12 protein-coding genes are annotated in these 13,258 nt (G+C 71.7%); 4 read left to right on the plus strand and 8 right to left on the minus strand.

Features of this window, described 5'->3' with window-relative positions; translation table 11 throughout:
- Positions 1–2: 2 nt before the first annotated feature.
- From ABT122_RS24050 to ABT122_RS24065, 4 genes are all read right to left on the minus strand, one after another.
- On the minus strand, positions 3–917 hold the full coding sequence (locus ABT122_RS24050; RefSeq protein WP_351555877.1) for a hypothetical protein: 915 nt from the start codon (positions 915–917) through the stop codon (positions 3–5).
- A gap of 186 nt (positions 918–1,103) precedes the next feature.
- Positions 1,104–1,232, minus strand: coding sequence for a hypothetical protein (locus ABT122_RS24055; RefSeq protein ID WP_351555879.1), 129 nt, complete (start codon positions 1,230–1,232; stop codon positions 1,104–1,106).
- A gap of 216 nt (positions 1,233–1,448) precedes the next feature.
- Positions 1,449–2,111 (minus strand): response regulator transcription factor, encoded by a 663-nt coding sequence (locus ABT122_RS24060; protein WP_351555881.1) that lies wholly within the window; start codon positions 2,109–2,111, stop codon positions 1,449–1,451.
- Positions 2,112–2,329: 218 nt separating this feature from the next.
- Positions 2,330–3,046 carry a MerR family DNA-binding transcriptional regulator gene (locus tag ABT122_RS24065; protein ID WP_351555883.1) on the minus strand — a complete coding sequence of 239 codons (717 nt, stop codon included), beginning with the start codon at positions 3,044–3,046 and terminating at the stop codon, positions 2,330–2,332.
- 742 nt (positions 3,047–3,788) lie between these two features.
- Between ABT122_RS24065 and tsaD the strand changes: the two genes are divergently transcribed.
- Positions 3,789–4,865, plus strand: a complete 1,077-nt coding sequence (tsaD, locus tag ABT122_RS24070; RefSeq protein ID WP_351555886.1) for a tRNA (adenosine(37)-N6)-threonylcarbamoyltransferase complex transferase subunit TsaD — start codon at positions 3,789–3,791, stop codon at positions 4,863–4,865.
- 60 nt (positions 4,866–4,925) lie between these two features.
- Here tsaD and solA read toward each other — a convergent pair whose 3' ends face one another.
- From solA to ABT122_RS24090, 4 genes are all read right to left on the minus strand, one after another.
- Positions 4,926–6,098, minus strand: a complete 1,173-nt coding sequence (gene solA / locus ABT122_RS24075) for an N-methyl-L-tryptophan oxidase (protein ID WP_351555889.1) — start codon at positions 6,096–6,098, stop codon at positions 4,926–4,928.
- Positions 6,095–7,006 carry a methyltransferase gene (locus ABT122_RS24080; protein ID WP_351555892.1) on the minus strand — a complete coding sequence of 304 codons (912 nt, stop codon included), beginning with the start codon at positions 7,004–7,006 and terminating at the stop codon, positions 6,095–6,097. Before ABT122_RS24080 ends, solA begins: the two co-directional genes overlap by 4 nt.
- On the minus strand, positions 6,999–7,838 hold the full coding sequence (gene proC, locus ABT122_RS24085) for a pyrroline-5-carboxylate reductase (RefSeq protein WP_351555894.1): 840 nt from the start codon (positions 7,836–7,838) through the stop codon (positions 6,999–7,001). Before proC ends, ABT122_RS24080 begins: the two co-directional genes overlap by 8 nt.
- A 151-nt stretch (positions 7,839–7,989) precedes the next feature.
- On the minus strand, positions 7,990–8,853 hold the full coding sequence (locus ABT122_RS24090; RefSeq protein ID WP_351555897.1) for a TauD/TfdA dioxygenase family protein: 864 nt from the start codon (positions 8,851–8,853) through the stop codon (positions 7,990–7,992).
- Between the two features lie 625 nt (positions 8,854–9,478).
- Here ABT122_RS24090 and ABT122_RS24095 point away from each other — a divergent pair.
- Genes ABT122_RS24095 through ABT122_RS24105 form a run of 3 tightly spaced genes read left to right on the plus strand, consistent with a single transcriptional unit; the run spans position 9,479 to position 13,214 of the window.
- Positions 9,479–10,690, plus strand: a complete 1,212-nt coding sequence (locus tag ABT122_RS24095; RefSeq protein ID WP_351555900.1) for a GNAT family N-acetyltransferase — start codon at positions 9,479–9,481, stop codon at positions 10,688–10,690.
- A complete protein-coding gene (locus tag ABT122_RS24100) occupies positions 10,687–11,916 on the plus strand; it encodes an ATP-grasp domain-containing protein (RefSeq protein ID WP_351555903.1) in 1,230 nt (409 codons plus the stop codon). Before ABT122_RS24095 ends, ABT122_RS24100 begins: the two co-directional genes overlap by 4 nt.
- On the plus strand, positions 11,913–13,214 hold the full coding sequence (locus tag ABT122_RS24105; RefSeq protein WP_351555906.1) for an MFS transporter: 1,302 nt from the start codon (positions 11,913–11,915) through the stop codon (positions 13,212–13,214). The genes ABT122_RS24100 and ABT122_RS24105 overlap by 4 nt, the downstream gene beginning before the upstream one ends.
- Positions 13,215–13,258 lie beyond the last annotated feature (44 nt).

The raw sequence follows: 13,258 nt of genomic DNA on the forward strand, positions 1-13,258 counted from the left end.
GGTCAGAACTCCAGCCATTCCTGGGCGGTGGGGCCGGTGGCGGCACAGGAGGCGCAGTAGGGGTCGCGCCATGCGTGCATGGTTGTCTGCTCGCAGGTGGCGGGGTCGAGGGTGACGATCCGTCCCCATGGGTGCTCGCTCCCCTGGGGCAGGAGGGCGCGCAGGGTGAGCTGTGCGGCGAGTCCGGCGGCCCAGTCGAGGCAGCCGGACTGGAGCGTGGGCCAGCTGTCGCGCGCGACCCCGCTGTCCCGTGCCGTGACGGTGGTGTCGTACGGCTCGGAGCAGCGCGGGCACGCGGACTCGCCGGGCATCGTCCAGGGACCGAGCCTGATCGTCGCCGGGGTGACCAGCACGGGGAGGAAGGAGCGCCCCGCCGCGCAGAGTTCATGGCAGGACCGCAGCAGTCCGGCCTCGTCCGCGAGGGATACGACCGCGCTCAGGGCGCCCTCCTCGCCGTCGCCGGCCCGCACCCGCAGTCCCTGCCGCAGCAGCGCCGCGCCGAGCGCGTCGGTCACCCGGGCGGGGCCGGTGAGGCCGATGGCCCTGCGGACGGACGCGTACACCGCGTCGGGAGCGGTGGTGCGACGGGCGATGAAGGAGTAGAGGCGCAGCTCCGCCTCCGTGCCGATCGGCTCCTTCGGCCGGAGCAGTACGCCCATGGCGGTGAGCTTCTCCGCGTAGGGCAGCAGCCGTTCGATCTCGGCCGCCGAGAGCTGCTCGCGCAGGGCGGCGGTGCGGGTGAGCTTCGGCAGCACATCGGCTATCACGCGACGGAGGCCGGCCGCCTTCTCGCCGCTTGTCTCGACAACGAACTTCCGGGCGCCCGCCAGGATTTCCCAGCGTGATTCACCCAGCTTCCTCCATTCGACATCGACCGCTCCGACAATGGAGTCCCCTGCCGCTTCGACTTGGGTCATGCTCCCAACCTAGCGACGATCGACCGGCCTCCCGATACCGATTTCCCGTAGTACGGAACCACGGAATTCCGGGGGTTCTCCACCGGCCCCACCGGCCGGCTGCCCCGGGGTGCGAACAGCACGGAAGCGCGCCCACGGTCCGCCAACGGGCGGATGGTGGGCGCGCTTTCGGCGAGACGGGTCCGACTACTCGAACTCGACCTCGGAGATGTCGAGCGAGGAGCTGCTGGACGAGGTGGAGCACCCCTCGTCGACACCGATCGACTCCAGGCTGGACACCTGTTCCTCGACAATCTCGAACGTGATGTCTTCCATGGCTCTTCCGTCCTTTCGTCCGGGAATTCCTTGGCGTACGGCAGAAGATTATGCGGAGCGGTACCGAGGTCACATCCCGGATAGCCGTAGTCTCCGTGTCTCCGCGGGGAACGCCGTTTCGGGGGAGGCCGGTCCGGGCGGGCGACGGCTCAGGGCGAGCGCCGGCTCGGGGCGGGACCGGCTCAGGCGCTCAGGCGCGCTCAGGCGCTCAGGAACTCAGGCGAGGCCGAGTGCGGTGGCCCGTTCCACGACCTCCACCCGGTTGCGCGCGCTGAACTTCGTGAGGAGATGGCGCATGTGGTATTCGACCGTGTTCTCGCTGAGAAAGAGCGCCCCGGCGATCTCCCTGTTGCGCAGCCCTCTCCGCAGCAGATCGAGAACGTCCCTCTCCCGGCGGGTGAGATGGGGCGCGGGCCCGGCGGCGCGGGCCCGCAGCGCCTCGGAGAAGACCCCGTCGATCACATTCACGCCGAGGGTGTGCGCGGCCCGCAGCGCGGCGATCGCGCGCTGCCCCGTGACGGTCTCGTCCAAATAGACACGGCACCCGCGCCGCATCCAGCGCTCGCACCGCCGCCAGTCCTGTCCCCGGCCGAGGATCGCCAGCCGGACGCTCTCGCGGACCGTGTTGGCCCGGGTGGAGAAGTACTGGATGTCCCCGTCGTCGAGTTCCGCCCCGGCCAGTATCCAGTCCGCCCGCCGGGCGTGCACGGTCGCCAGCAGGTCCTGGCGATCGGGACAGTGGTGGACACCCGCCCCCGCGCCCTCCTCGATTCTCGCGGCGGCATCGGCGGACCAGGGGCCGACCAGCACGATCGAGCAGGCACTCGGTGCGGTTCCGGTCGACGCGGGCAGGAATTCCCTCAGGGATGAGCGTGCCACAGAGACCCCTTCTCACGAATGCGGGACATCAGGAAACGGCCGAGCTGAGTTCATCCGCGCCTGGCCGGCGCCGCCTTGGCCCGAGCATAGGCAGGGGTCCGGCGCCGCTCCGGAATGCCCTGGTCTTCAACTGTCCCGCGCACGGCGGAGACCGGCCGGAGACCAGGGCGTGACCGGACGGGACCCGGCCGGCCCCGGCGCGGCCGGGAGGCCGGAGATCATCGCGTCCCGGGCGGGCGGCCGGCCACAGGGAGACGGCGGGGACGGGCGCCGTCCCCGCGGACACCCCCGGCACCGCTCTCGCGGCTCTCCCGGCTCGCCCGGTACCGGCGTTGCTGGCACGCGCGCGAGCAGTATGTGCGCCGCCGCCCCCGCGCCGCCCGGGCGACCGGCCCCGCACAGACGGCGCAGCGCGGCGGAGGCACCGGAATTTCCTCACGCTGCGGCGGCGTTTCATCACGCTGCCGGCGGCCCGCCGCACGGCGCGGGATCGACCGCGCCGCGGCGACGAGGCCATGGGTCGCGACGCGCCCGCGCGGGGTGTGGTCGACCAGTTCGAGATCGAGATCCGGGCAGAGCCCCACGATGTCGTCGTCGGGGCACTCCACCAGGTGCAGCAGATACGCGTGCGCGCTCCGCAGCTGTCCGATCTTCTCCTCGATCAGCCGTGCCTGGTCCCGCACCGTGCTCTGCCAGTGCTGTTCCCTGCCACCCGCGGTCACGACGGCGGCCTGTTCGAGCGGCATCGCCCCCACCACACAGCAGAGGTAGGCCAGGCCGACGCGGCGGAGTCCGGTCTCGGTGTAGATCCGTTGACCGTTGACCCGGGGCGGCTCGGGAAGCACCCGTTGGGACTCCCACCATCGCAGGGTGGACGGCGCGAGTCCGAAGAGAGCCGCTGCCTGGCCGATCGAGACACCAAGAGGAGTGTTCATGAGGCCAGTTGACATCATGTCGCCTCGACGTCTCAACAGGAGATCGCGACCGGGCCCGCCGCGCCCCGGGATGCCGGTGGCGGCGGGTGTCGGGAGCAACGGGGCCGCGGTCCCGGCGACGCCGCCCGCCCCCGGGGGGAAGAGGAGGCATGGCCTCCGACACGACAGACGCCCGCGCGGCGGCGCACCACCGCCCCACCCGCCGGACGCGGACCGGCCGGCCGGACTCGCGAGTACCGGCGCCCTGTCGCGGCCGCTCGCCCCGGTCCGGACCCGCCTCGCGCTCTGCGCGCTCCTCTCGGCCCTGGGCGCGGCGGCGCGGGGATCGCGCCCTGTGGCGCCGCCGCCGAGATCGCGCGGCGGACGCTCGTCGACGCGGCGGCCTCCGCGCCCGGCCCCGAGAACGAGGCCGGCCTCGCGCGGGCCGTCGCCGGCCTCGGCGACGACCCGGAGCACACCGTGATCGTCATCGCCCGCCCTCCCGCCACCCCGGCCGGCGCGGACCGGGTGGTCTCCCTCGGCGGCGGGCGGATCACCGGGTCCGGTACGCGCGGGGAGCTGCCGCGCGGGCGGGGTGTCCGCACGGCTGGGCCGCCCGGAGGAGCGGGCGCGGCACTGGCAGATCGACAGCGCCCCCGCCCGTACAGGTGTCCCCAGCGGCGCCCGCCGCCGTACGCCCTTATTGCACATGATGTGCAACTACAATGAAGGTGCAGTGTGACCGTGTCGTGAGGGAGAGACCATGCCGCGAGGCCGGATCGTGCTCGGTATCGAGTCGTCGTGCGATGAGACCGGGGCCGGGATCGTGTCCGACGGGCGGCTGCTCGCGCACGCCGTGGCGTCGAGCATGGACGAGCACGCCCGGTTCGGCGGCGTGGTCCCCGAGATCGCCGCGCGGGCCCATCTGCACGCCTTCCGTCCGGTCGTGCGGGAGGCGCTGGACCAGGCGGGGCTGCGCGTCGCCGACCTCGACGCCGTCGCCGTCACCACCGGTCCGGGCCTGTCGGGAGCCCTCCAGGTGGGGCTCGCGGGGGCGAAGACCCTCGCCTACACGGCCGGGGTGCCGCTGTACGGGGTCCACCACCTGGCGGGCCATGTCGCGGCGGACACCCTGGAGCACGGCCCGCTGCCCGACCCGTGCGTGGTGCTGATCGTCTCCGGCGGCCACACCTCGCTGCTGCTGGTGCGCGATCTCGTCCGCGACCCCATCCTCCATCTGGGCGACACCGTCGACGACGCCGCCGGGGAGTGTTTCGACAAGGTGGCCCGGGTCTTCGGTCTGCCCTATCCGGGAGGTCCGGCGATCGACCGGGCGGCCCGGGGCGGCGATCCGTGCGCGGTGGCCTTCCCCCGCCCGCTGACCGGCGCGAAGGACGATCCGTACGCCTTCTCGTTCTCCGGCCTGAAGACGGCCGCGGCGCGCTGGGCCGAGGAGCGGCGCGTCCGGGGCGAGGAGCTGCCGCTGGCCGACGGCGCGGCCTCCCTCCAGGAGGCGGTCGCGGATGTGCTCACCCGCAAGGCGCTGGCCGCCTGCCGGGCGTACGGCGTGCGGACCCTGGTCGTGGTGGGCGGGGTGGCGGCGAACTCCCGGGTGCGGGCGCTCGCGGAGGAGCGGTGCGCCGCCGCCGGGGTGGAGCTGCGGGTGCCGCCGCTGTCGCTGTGCACCGACAACGGCGCGATGATCGCCGCGGTCGGCGACCTGCTGGTGCGCGCGGACGCCGACCCCGCCCGGCTCACTGTCTCCATCGACCCGTCCGCGCCGCTGGAGTACGCCGCGCTGCACCCGGTCGCGGAGCCCTCCGTACCGCGGGCCGCGTGACGGACCCGGCCGGCCCCGCCCGGAGGCGGGTCCGGGCGGGTCCGGGATCGGATTCGCGGGTCAGCGCAGGCGTTCGGGGTCGAAGGCCGAGATGTCCATCGACGAGCGGCCGTCGAGCGCGAGTTCCACGAGGATCTCGCCGATGCCCGGCGCGAACTTGAAACCGTGGCCGGAGCAGGCACTCGCGTAGACGACGCCCTCCCGTTCCCGGGACCGTCCGATGAGGAAGCTCTCGTCCCTGGACATGGTGTACACACAGGAGGTGCCGCGCCCGGTGCTCCGGATGCCGGGCAGCAGCTCCTTGACGGCGTGCCACAGCTCCAGGCGCTCCGTGTCGGTGGGAGGGCGTCTGGCGCCGTCGATGTCGAGCGGCGAGAGCTGGCGGTTGTGGAAGCCCACCCGCAGGCCGCCCTCGGGGGAGCGCCACTTGGGGAGCCCGTAGACGAGGGTCCCTCCGGCGTCCTCGTGGAGGAAGACGGGAAACCTGCCGGGAAGGTGGTCGCGCTCGGCGGATTCCGCCACGTCGAACTCGTAGACGGGTATCCGCATCGGGGTGAGCAGGGCGCCGGTCTCCTCGGGCAGGAACCCGCTGATCCAGCCCCCTGCGGTGAGCACGACCGCGCCGGAGCTCACCCGCCATCCGTCACCGGTGACCGTGACAGCGCCGCCGCTCCCGGATTCCAGCGAGCGAACGGCCCGGCCGTGGACGAGGTGCGCGCCGGCGGACGCCGCCCGTGAGAGATAGCTGAGCCGTGCCCGTTCGGCGAAGAGCATCAGCGCGTCCGGCTCGTGGACGGCGACCATGCCGTGCCCGGGGCGGAAGGCGGGATAGCGGGCGGATATCTCCGCCCGGTCCAGACACTCGTGCGCGATCCCGTGCCCGGTCGCGGTCGTCCGGGCGCCGTGCACCAGCTTCGAATCGGACGGGCCGATGAAGAGACCGCCGGTCCTGAGGGCGACCGTGCCGTCGGTCGCGTCGTCCAGCTCCCACCAGCCGTCGTAGGAGCGGTCGAGGAGCGGGATGTACTGCCCGCCCTCCCAGTAGGCGCGGCGGAAGATCCGGCTCTGGCCGTGCGAGGAGCCCAGGTCGTGCATCGGGCCGCGGGCCTCGACTCCGAGGGCCCGCACCCCCCGGCGGCTGAGGTGGAAGAGCGCCGCCGCTCCCATGATGCCCAGCCCGACGACCACGGCGTCGTAGGTGGGGCGGAAGGGCCGGCCGCTGAGGCCGCTCATACGGGACGGGAGGGTTGGAGGGGCTGGAGCGGGGGGCGGTCCGTTCCCAGGGCGTCCACGGTGACCTCCGTGATTTCGTAGAACCAGTGGATGGTCTCGCCCTTGGTGACATAGGTCGCCGCGTAGTCCCGACGCCCCTGCCGGAACTCGGCGAAGAGTAACTCGCGGGCCTCCAGCCACTCCTCGGTGTAGAAGAGCAGCGGGAATTCCAGACGTTCCAGGAGTTGCGAGCGGAGTGCGAGGCCGGCGCCCGGCGGACGGTCCGGCGGCTGCGAGGCCGCGAAGATGCTGGCGATGCCGAGCAGGGAGTTCAGGCCGACGATCGCGCGCCCGTGGGGCGCCAGATGGTCCGGGAGCTGCCGCAGGAATCGCAGCAGGACACTGTCCCCGTAGAACATCGCCTCCAGGTTGAGCGAGGGCTGTCTGCTCTCCAGTTGCGCCCGGAGGGCGTCCGACGGGGTGCGCCAGCCGGGCGGGTTGAAGACGATGAGGTCGTAGAGCTCCGGGGGCGCGGACGCGGGGCGCGGAAAGAGATCGCTCTGGTGGAAGTCGATGACCGAGTCGCCGAAGTTCACGCGTTCGTTGCGCCGGGCGGTGGAGACCGCCGCCGGGCAGACATCGGTGGCGACGACCGAGGTGAATCCCATGGCGCGCAGCAGCATGGCGATCGCACCGCTCCCGGTGCCGATCTCAAGAATCCGTACAGTGCTCTCGCTGCCGTCCAGGCCGCGGACGAGATGGTTGCCGAGTGCGATGCCCGCCCGGCTGACACGGAACGTTCCGGGGTCGTCGTACATCCGGAAGTGGCGTCCGCCGGCGAAGCGCACATCGTAGGTCTCGCGTCCCCGGGGTCCGGCGGCGCGGGGCGGCGCGACGGCGTCACCGCCGCCGTATGTTCTCTCAAACATCGGCGTCACCGGGACATCTGCCTCCGCTGAGGGCGGTGCCCAGCTCCGCCGAACGCTCCGCCGACGCGGTGAGCGCGTCGTGGATATGCTGTTTCATACCGACGTGGTCGAAGACATCCACCCCGCGCTCGGTGGTGCCGTTCGGTGTCATCACCTCGCGGCAGAGCTGCATCGGCGGCCTGCCGCTCCCCGCCACCAGGGCGGCGGTTCCGCTGAACACCTGGACCGCCATGTCCCGGCCGGCCTCCGGGGTGAATCCGCGCGAGACGGCGAACCGGCAGAAGGCGTCCATGATGTAGCTGACGAACGCCGGTCCTCCTCCGCAGAGCGCCGTGGCGTCGTCGACCAGTTTCTCCGATGCGACGCGCAGGGTCTTTCCGATGGAACCCAGCAGCAGATCGGCCTGCGCGATCGTTTCCTTCGACACCGCCGTGTCCGCGAAGTAGACGGACATTCCCTCGAATATCTCGGACGGCGTGTTGGGAATCGAGCGGACCACCTGTGAGGTGCCCAGGTCCCGAGCGATGGAGTCGGCGGTGAGACCGGCCATGACCGACAGCACGGGCGTCGTGGGGGTGAATGTGTGGCGCCGGCTCCTGACGAATGCCTCGAAGGCCTGCGGCGGGATGGCGAGGACGACGAAGTCGCCCTCGGCGATCTCCAGATCGGCGGAGACCGTCAGTCCGTCCCGCTCGGACAGGGTTGTGCGCCGCTCGGGACTGGTCTCGACGACGACGATTTCGGCCCACGGCGACCTGCCGTGAAGCCCTCGGACCATCGCATATCCCATGTGGCCGCAGCCGACCATGATCAAGCGCGCAGCACGCGTCATAGCTGAATTCCCCCAGTTGTCGACTTCCCGGGGGTGCCGCGAGCACGGTCGATCGAGCATCCCCCGGATATTGACGTGTCTTCTCGTCGGATGCGGACCGGCCTCTCGATCCCCTGGGCGAGGCGGTCGTTCACATCTCCGGCGGTGCCGGTTACACGAAAGCCGTCTCCACATCGGAGACCGTGGTGCGGTGCAGAACCCGGCGCTGCGCGAGGTCGTAGGGCCGGCCGCGGTGCATGGTGCAGCGGTTGTCCCACATCACCAGATCGCCGACCGTCCAGTCGTGCGTATAGACGAAACGTTCCTGCGTCGCGAACCGGATCAGCTCGTCGAGAAGCGCCTCCCCTTTCTCCACCGGCCAGCCGATCACATGGGAGGCATGGGAGGCGAGATAGAGGCTGGTGCGGCCCGAGGCCGCGTAGAAGTCGACGAGTCTCTGCGGAACCGGCGGCAGTTGTGCGGCGATGTCACCGTTGAAGTCATGGAATCCGGACTTCTTCCGGGAGGTGGCGATGCTGTGTTCCGCGACCAGCCCGGCGAGTTCTCTCTTGCGCTCGCCGGGAAGCGCGTCGTACGCCGCGCGCATATCCGCGTACTGCGTCTCCCCACCGGTCGGCGTGACCTCACGCGCGGAGAGCAGCGAGCACTTCGACCGGCGCGCCTTGAAGGAGCTATCGGTGTGCCACATCTGGTTGCCCAGGTTGTAGCGGTTCAGCCGGTCATCCGGGTCAAGGACGTTTCCGGCGTGGTCGAGGTTGGAGATGTCCGTGAACTCATTCCGCAGACGCAACTCCTTTCCGGCGTAGTTCGGTGCCGTCTCCAGCGGTCCGAAGCGCTTGCTGAATTCGATCTGCTGGTCGTCGGTGAGCGGCTGGTCCGGAAAGTACAGAACGGCGTACTTGGTGAAGGCCGCGTCTATTTCGGCGAAGACCTCATCCGAAAGCGGCCTGGCCAGGTCGCATCCCGTCACCTTGGCGACGAAGGACGACTGCACGGGTTCGATCACTGTTTTCACGCAGGTCTCCTAGAGCACCCTCGCTTGTGCACCACAGTTCACTGTTCGGCATTGCGTGATCGCTATTACCGCCGGGCCCGCTGATGCCGGAGTCCCGAAGACCGTTACAGACAGAGCGATTTGTGCAACCGGCGGTCGATATCTCCACAAGGTGCCATGTCCCTTCACCAACCGTCAAAGGGCATGTAAGGTGACACAGATCACTAGGGAGCCATCTTTCGGTTCTCTCCGCACAGAGGGCAAAATTTCCTGTTTGCGTTGAAGCGATTGATTTCCGTGTGCCCGGGGTTACTCGTCGTGACACGGCCGACGCGACGGGGATGCGCCGATCGGTATCGGAATTCTCCATTCCGCAGCAAGGGGGAACCTGTGATTCCTTGGCCGCGCGGCCTGCGGGAGAGCACGCGTGAAGATGAATGGGGTCGCCGGTGAACCCCGCGGAGTTCCTGTACGTGAAGAGAACGGAGGAGAAGAGATTGCGGTGGGTCGCGGGCTCGGCTGGAGGGGGAATGGGAGTTGCGTCAGAGCGCGGAGGGCGGCTCCGGTGCACGACGGGGGCCGGTCGCCGGGACGGGAGACCGGGCCCCCGGCACGGGGGAACCGTCACGGTGACGGGAGGGTCCGCATGACCGCGATCGAGCGGCACGGCGACCCCGGGTCCGCCGCCGGCTGGGATCGGCTGGCCGCCACCAGGTCCTTCTACCTCACCGCCAACTGGCTCCGCTTCGTGGACGCCGACGGCGGGGCGGAGCCGCACTATCTGTCCTCCCGTCGGGGGGACTGCCTCTCGGCGGGGCTGGTCGCGCACTGGAACCCGGACGAGGGGCACCAGGACTACCGGGCGCCGCGGGTCCTGGGGCAGCCCCGGGACGCCGGGCCCATGCTGCTCCTGGGCGGCAGGCGCGGCTTCCGCTCCGATGTGCTGCTGCCCGGCGTCCCCCAGGGGCGGAGCGCCGTCCCCGGACCGGGCCGTGCGACGGAGGAGCTGGCGGCGCTGCTGGGCGCAGCCGCCGGGGCCGTCCCGGAGGCCGGTGGCCGCTGGTGGTGGCCGAACCTCCCCACCGACGCGGCCACCGAGGTCATCGCCGCGGCCCGGACCCTCACCCCGGGCATCGCCCCCGGCCTCCATCTGCTGCGCGCCGACTGCACGGTGGAGACCGTCGGCGCGGGGCTGGACGACTTCGTCGGCGCGCTCTCCCCCAAGCAGCGGCGCACCAACGCCCGCCGCGAGATCCGCAGGTTCGCCGAGAGCGGCCTGGAAGTGCGGCGGATGAGCCTCTCCGACATCTGGGAGCGGGGTGCCCCGCTGCTCGGGCAGGTGCAGCGCAAATACGGACACGACATGTCGGACGAGCGGCTGCGCGGCTTCCTCGGACGGCAGGCCGAGCATCTGGACCGGGAGGCCGTGGTGTTCGCGGTCCACGACGGCGGCCGGCTGATCGGTTTCTCGCTGTGCTACGAGGCGGGCGACGAACTGGCGCTGCGGCTGATCGGATTCGACTACCCGCGTCTGCCCGGCGCGGACGAGTACGCGCAACTGCTGCTGTACGCGCCCCTGCGGTACTGCTACGAGCGCGGGCTGACCCGCCTCCACCTGGGCACCTCCTCGTACGACGCCAAGTGCCGCCGGGGCGCCCGGGTCCGGCCCCTGTGGGCGGTCACCTCCGGCGGTTCCGCGCCCCCGGGGCCGGACGGCGGCCCGTCCGACCGGATCGGGCGACAGCTCGCCGCGCTCACCGCGGGGCTGCCCGCCAGGGAGGCCGCGGCCCTCGCCGCCGAGGTCCACACCTCCCTCGCCGCCTGGAGCACACTCCCCGAGTCCAAGGAACGCCCATGACCACCCACACCGTTGTGCTCTGCTCACGCCGCCGCGCGCTGGCGGACCGGCTGTTCGACTCGCCGCTCCTGGACCGGGTCTCGGTCGTCACCGAGGAGGGCCACAGCCACACCTTCCCTCCCGGCGTGACCGTCCGCGAGATCGGCGACATCCAGGACCCCACCCAGGTGCTGCGGGCCGTGCTGGAGCTCGACCGCCGGCAGCCGGTCGGCCATGTCGTCGCCGCCGTGGAGTTCAGCCAGGCCACCGGCGGATACGTGCGGTCGGTGCTCGGTCTGCCGGGGACCGGGTTCGAGACGGCGCTGGCCTTCTCCCACAAGTACGTCATGAAGCGGCGGCTGGCCGACGCGGGGCTCCCCGTCACCCGGTTCGCCCAGGCCGCGGGGGTGGCCGAGGTGCCCGGCGCGGCCGAGCGCACCGGCTGGCCCTGCGTGGTCAAGCCCACCTTCGGCGGCGGGTGCATGAATGTGAAGGTGTTCCGCTCGCCCGAGGAGTTCGGCGCCTTCGCCTCCTCGCCCGCCGCGGACGGACTGCGCGCCGCCCGGTTCCCGCTGGCCGTGGAGCGCTTCGTCGAGATGGAGGGGGAGTACCACTGCGACGCCGTCGTGCACGAGGGCGCGGTCGTCTTCGCCGCCCCCTCCCGGTACTTCGCCCCGTCGCTGGGACAGCTCGACAACGTCAGCGGCTCCTACTGCCTCCCGGCCGCGCACCCCGATCACGATCCGGTGCTCAAGCTGAACTCCCGGGTCCTCCAGGCGCTCGGCCTGCGCTCCGGGGTCACCCATCTGGAGCTGTTCAAGACCTCTGAGGGGCTGCTGGTGGGCGAGGTGGCCTGCCGCCCGGCGGGCGCGGGCATCGTCGACGCCGTGCGGCTCCAGTACGGAGTGGATCTGCACGAGGCGTTCCTGGCCACATCCCTCGGCCGCGCGCCGGAGGTCACCCAGCGGCGGCGTCCCGACATCGTGGTCAACGCCAATCTGCCCATCCGTCCGGGGCGCATCACCCGCCTCGTCACCGGCGGGGAACTCGCCGCGCTCCCGGGCACGGTGGAGGTGCGCATGCTGAAGGCCGTCGGCGACACGGTCTCCACCGATCTCACCGCCGCGTCGGCCACCGGCCGGGTCTTCTACACCGCCGGTGACGAGGCGGAGGTCCTCGCCCGCCACCGGCTCCTCTCGGACGCCTTCTACCTGGAGACCTCCGAGGACGGAGCGGAGAGCGGATGACGGCGGGCACCGGCGCCGTCCCGCGCAGGACCGTCGTCGCGTTCCTCCTGGTACGCGGGTTCAGCTCGGCGGCCTACTTCACCCTGGTGCCCTTCCTCGGTCTCTGGCTCATCAGGACCCGGGACATGGACGGCGTGGAGGGCGGCACCGTGGTGGCCGCGTGCCTGCTGTTCGGCAAGGCCGGAGGGCTGCTGGTCTCCCGTCTGATCACCGCGCTCGGTCTGCGGCGCTCGGTGCTGGTCTCCTATGTCATCGCCACGACGGCCCTGCTGCTGATGGTCGCCTACCAGGGGCGGGCGCTGCCGGTCTGGGTGGTTCTCGCCTCGCTGCTCGGGCTCTCCTTCTCTGCGGCGACGGCGGCCCTCAAGGCGCTGGTCGCGGCGGCCCACAGCGCGGAGGAGCGGCTGCGCGGCTTCTCCCATCTCAATCTGGCGGTGAACGCGGGTGCCGCTCTGGGCTCGGCGGCGGGAGGCGTCCTGCTGACCCACTTCCCGTCCACTCTGCCGGTGCTGGGCGTGGTGCTCTACCTCTGCGCCACCCTCGCCGCGCTGCGGCTCCCGCGCCCGGCCGCGCCCGGCACGGAGGACGCCGGGGCCGTGGAGGGGGCCGGCGGCGCGGGGCGGACGCGGCGGCCGTTCCTCGTCTTCCTCGGGGTCACCATGCTGACCTGGGTGGCGTACGCACAGGTCTTCGACGTCCTGCCCACCTACGCCGCCGACTCGCCGGGTCCGCAGCAGGTCTCCCTGCTCTTCGTGGCCAACGCGCTGCTGATCATCGTCCTCCAGACGCCGGTCACCTCGTTCGTCCAGCGGCTGGAGGCGCGCAGGCCCGGGGCGGTGGAGTTGTGGGTGGTGCCCGGTGCCCATCTGCTGATGGCGGTGAGCGTGGTGGTCTTCGCCCTGGTCGTCCGGTCGCCGGTCGTCGTGGGGTATGTCGCCGTGCTGCTGTTCACCCTCTCGGAGCTGGTGTGGGGGCCGATCTACCACACCAAGGTCGTCGAGGTGAAGGGCCGGATGACGAACGTGACCGCGTACAGTCTGGCCGGTCTGGCCTGGGGTGTCGCGGAGTCCGGGGGCACCTGGCTCGGGATGGCGCTGGTGACGGCCGCCGGGCTCTCCTGGCCGATGGCCACCGGTATGTACTGGATCTCGGCCCTGGCCATGGTCGCGGCCGCCCTCTACTTCGCCGTGCACGCCCGCGCGGCGGGCCGGCCCGCCGCCTCCGGGAAGCGGGCGACCGCCCCGGCCCACGCGCCGCCGGCCTCCGGCGGCGAGTCCTCCGGGACCAGGGCGGAGTAGCCGCCCGGGCGGCGCGGGCCGGACCCCGCGCACACCCGCGGCCC

The organism is Streptomyces sp. NPDC001985, assembly GCF_040296845.1.
Classification (GTDB): Bacteria; Actinomycetota; Actinomycetes; order Streptomycetales; family Streptomycetaceae; genus Streptomyces.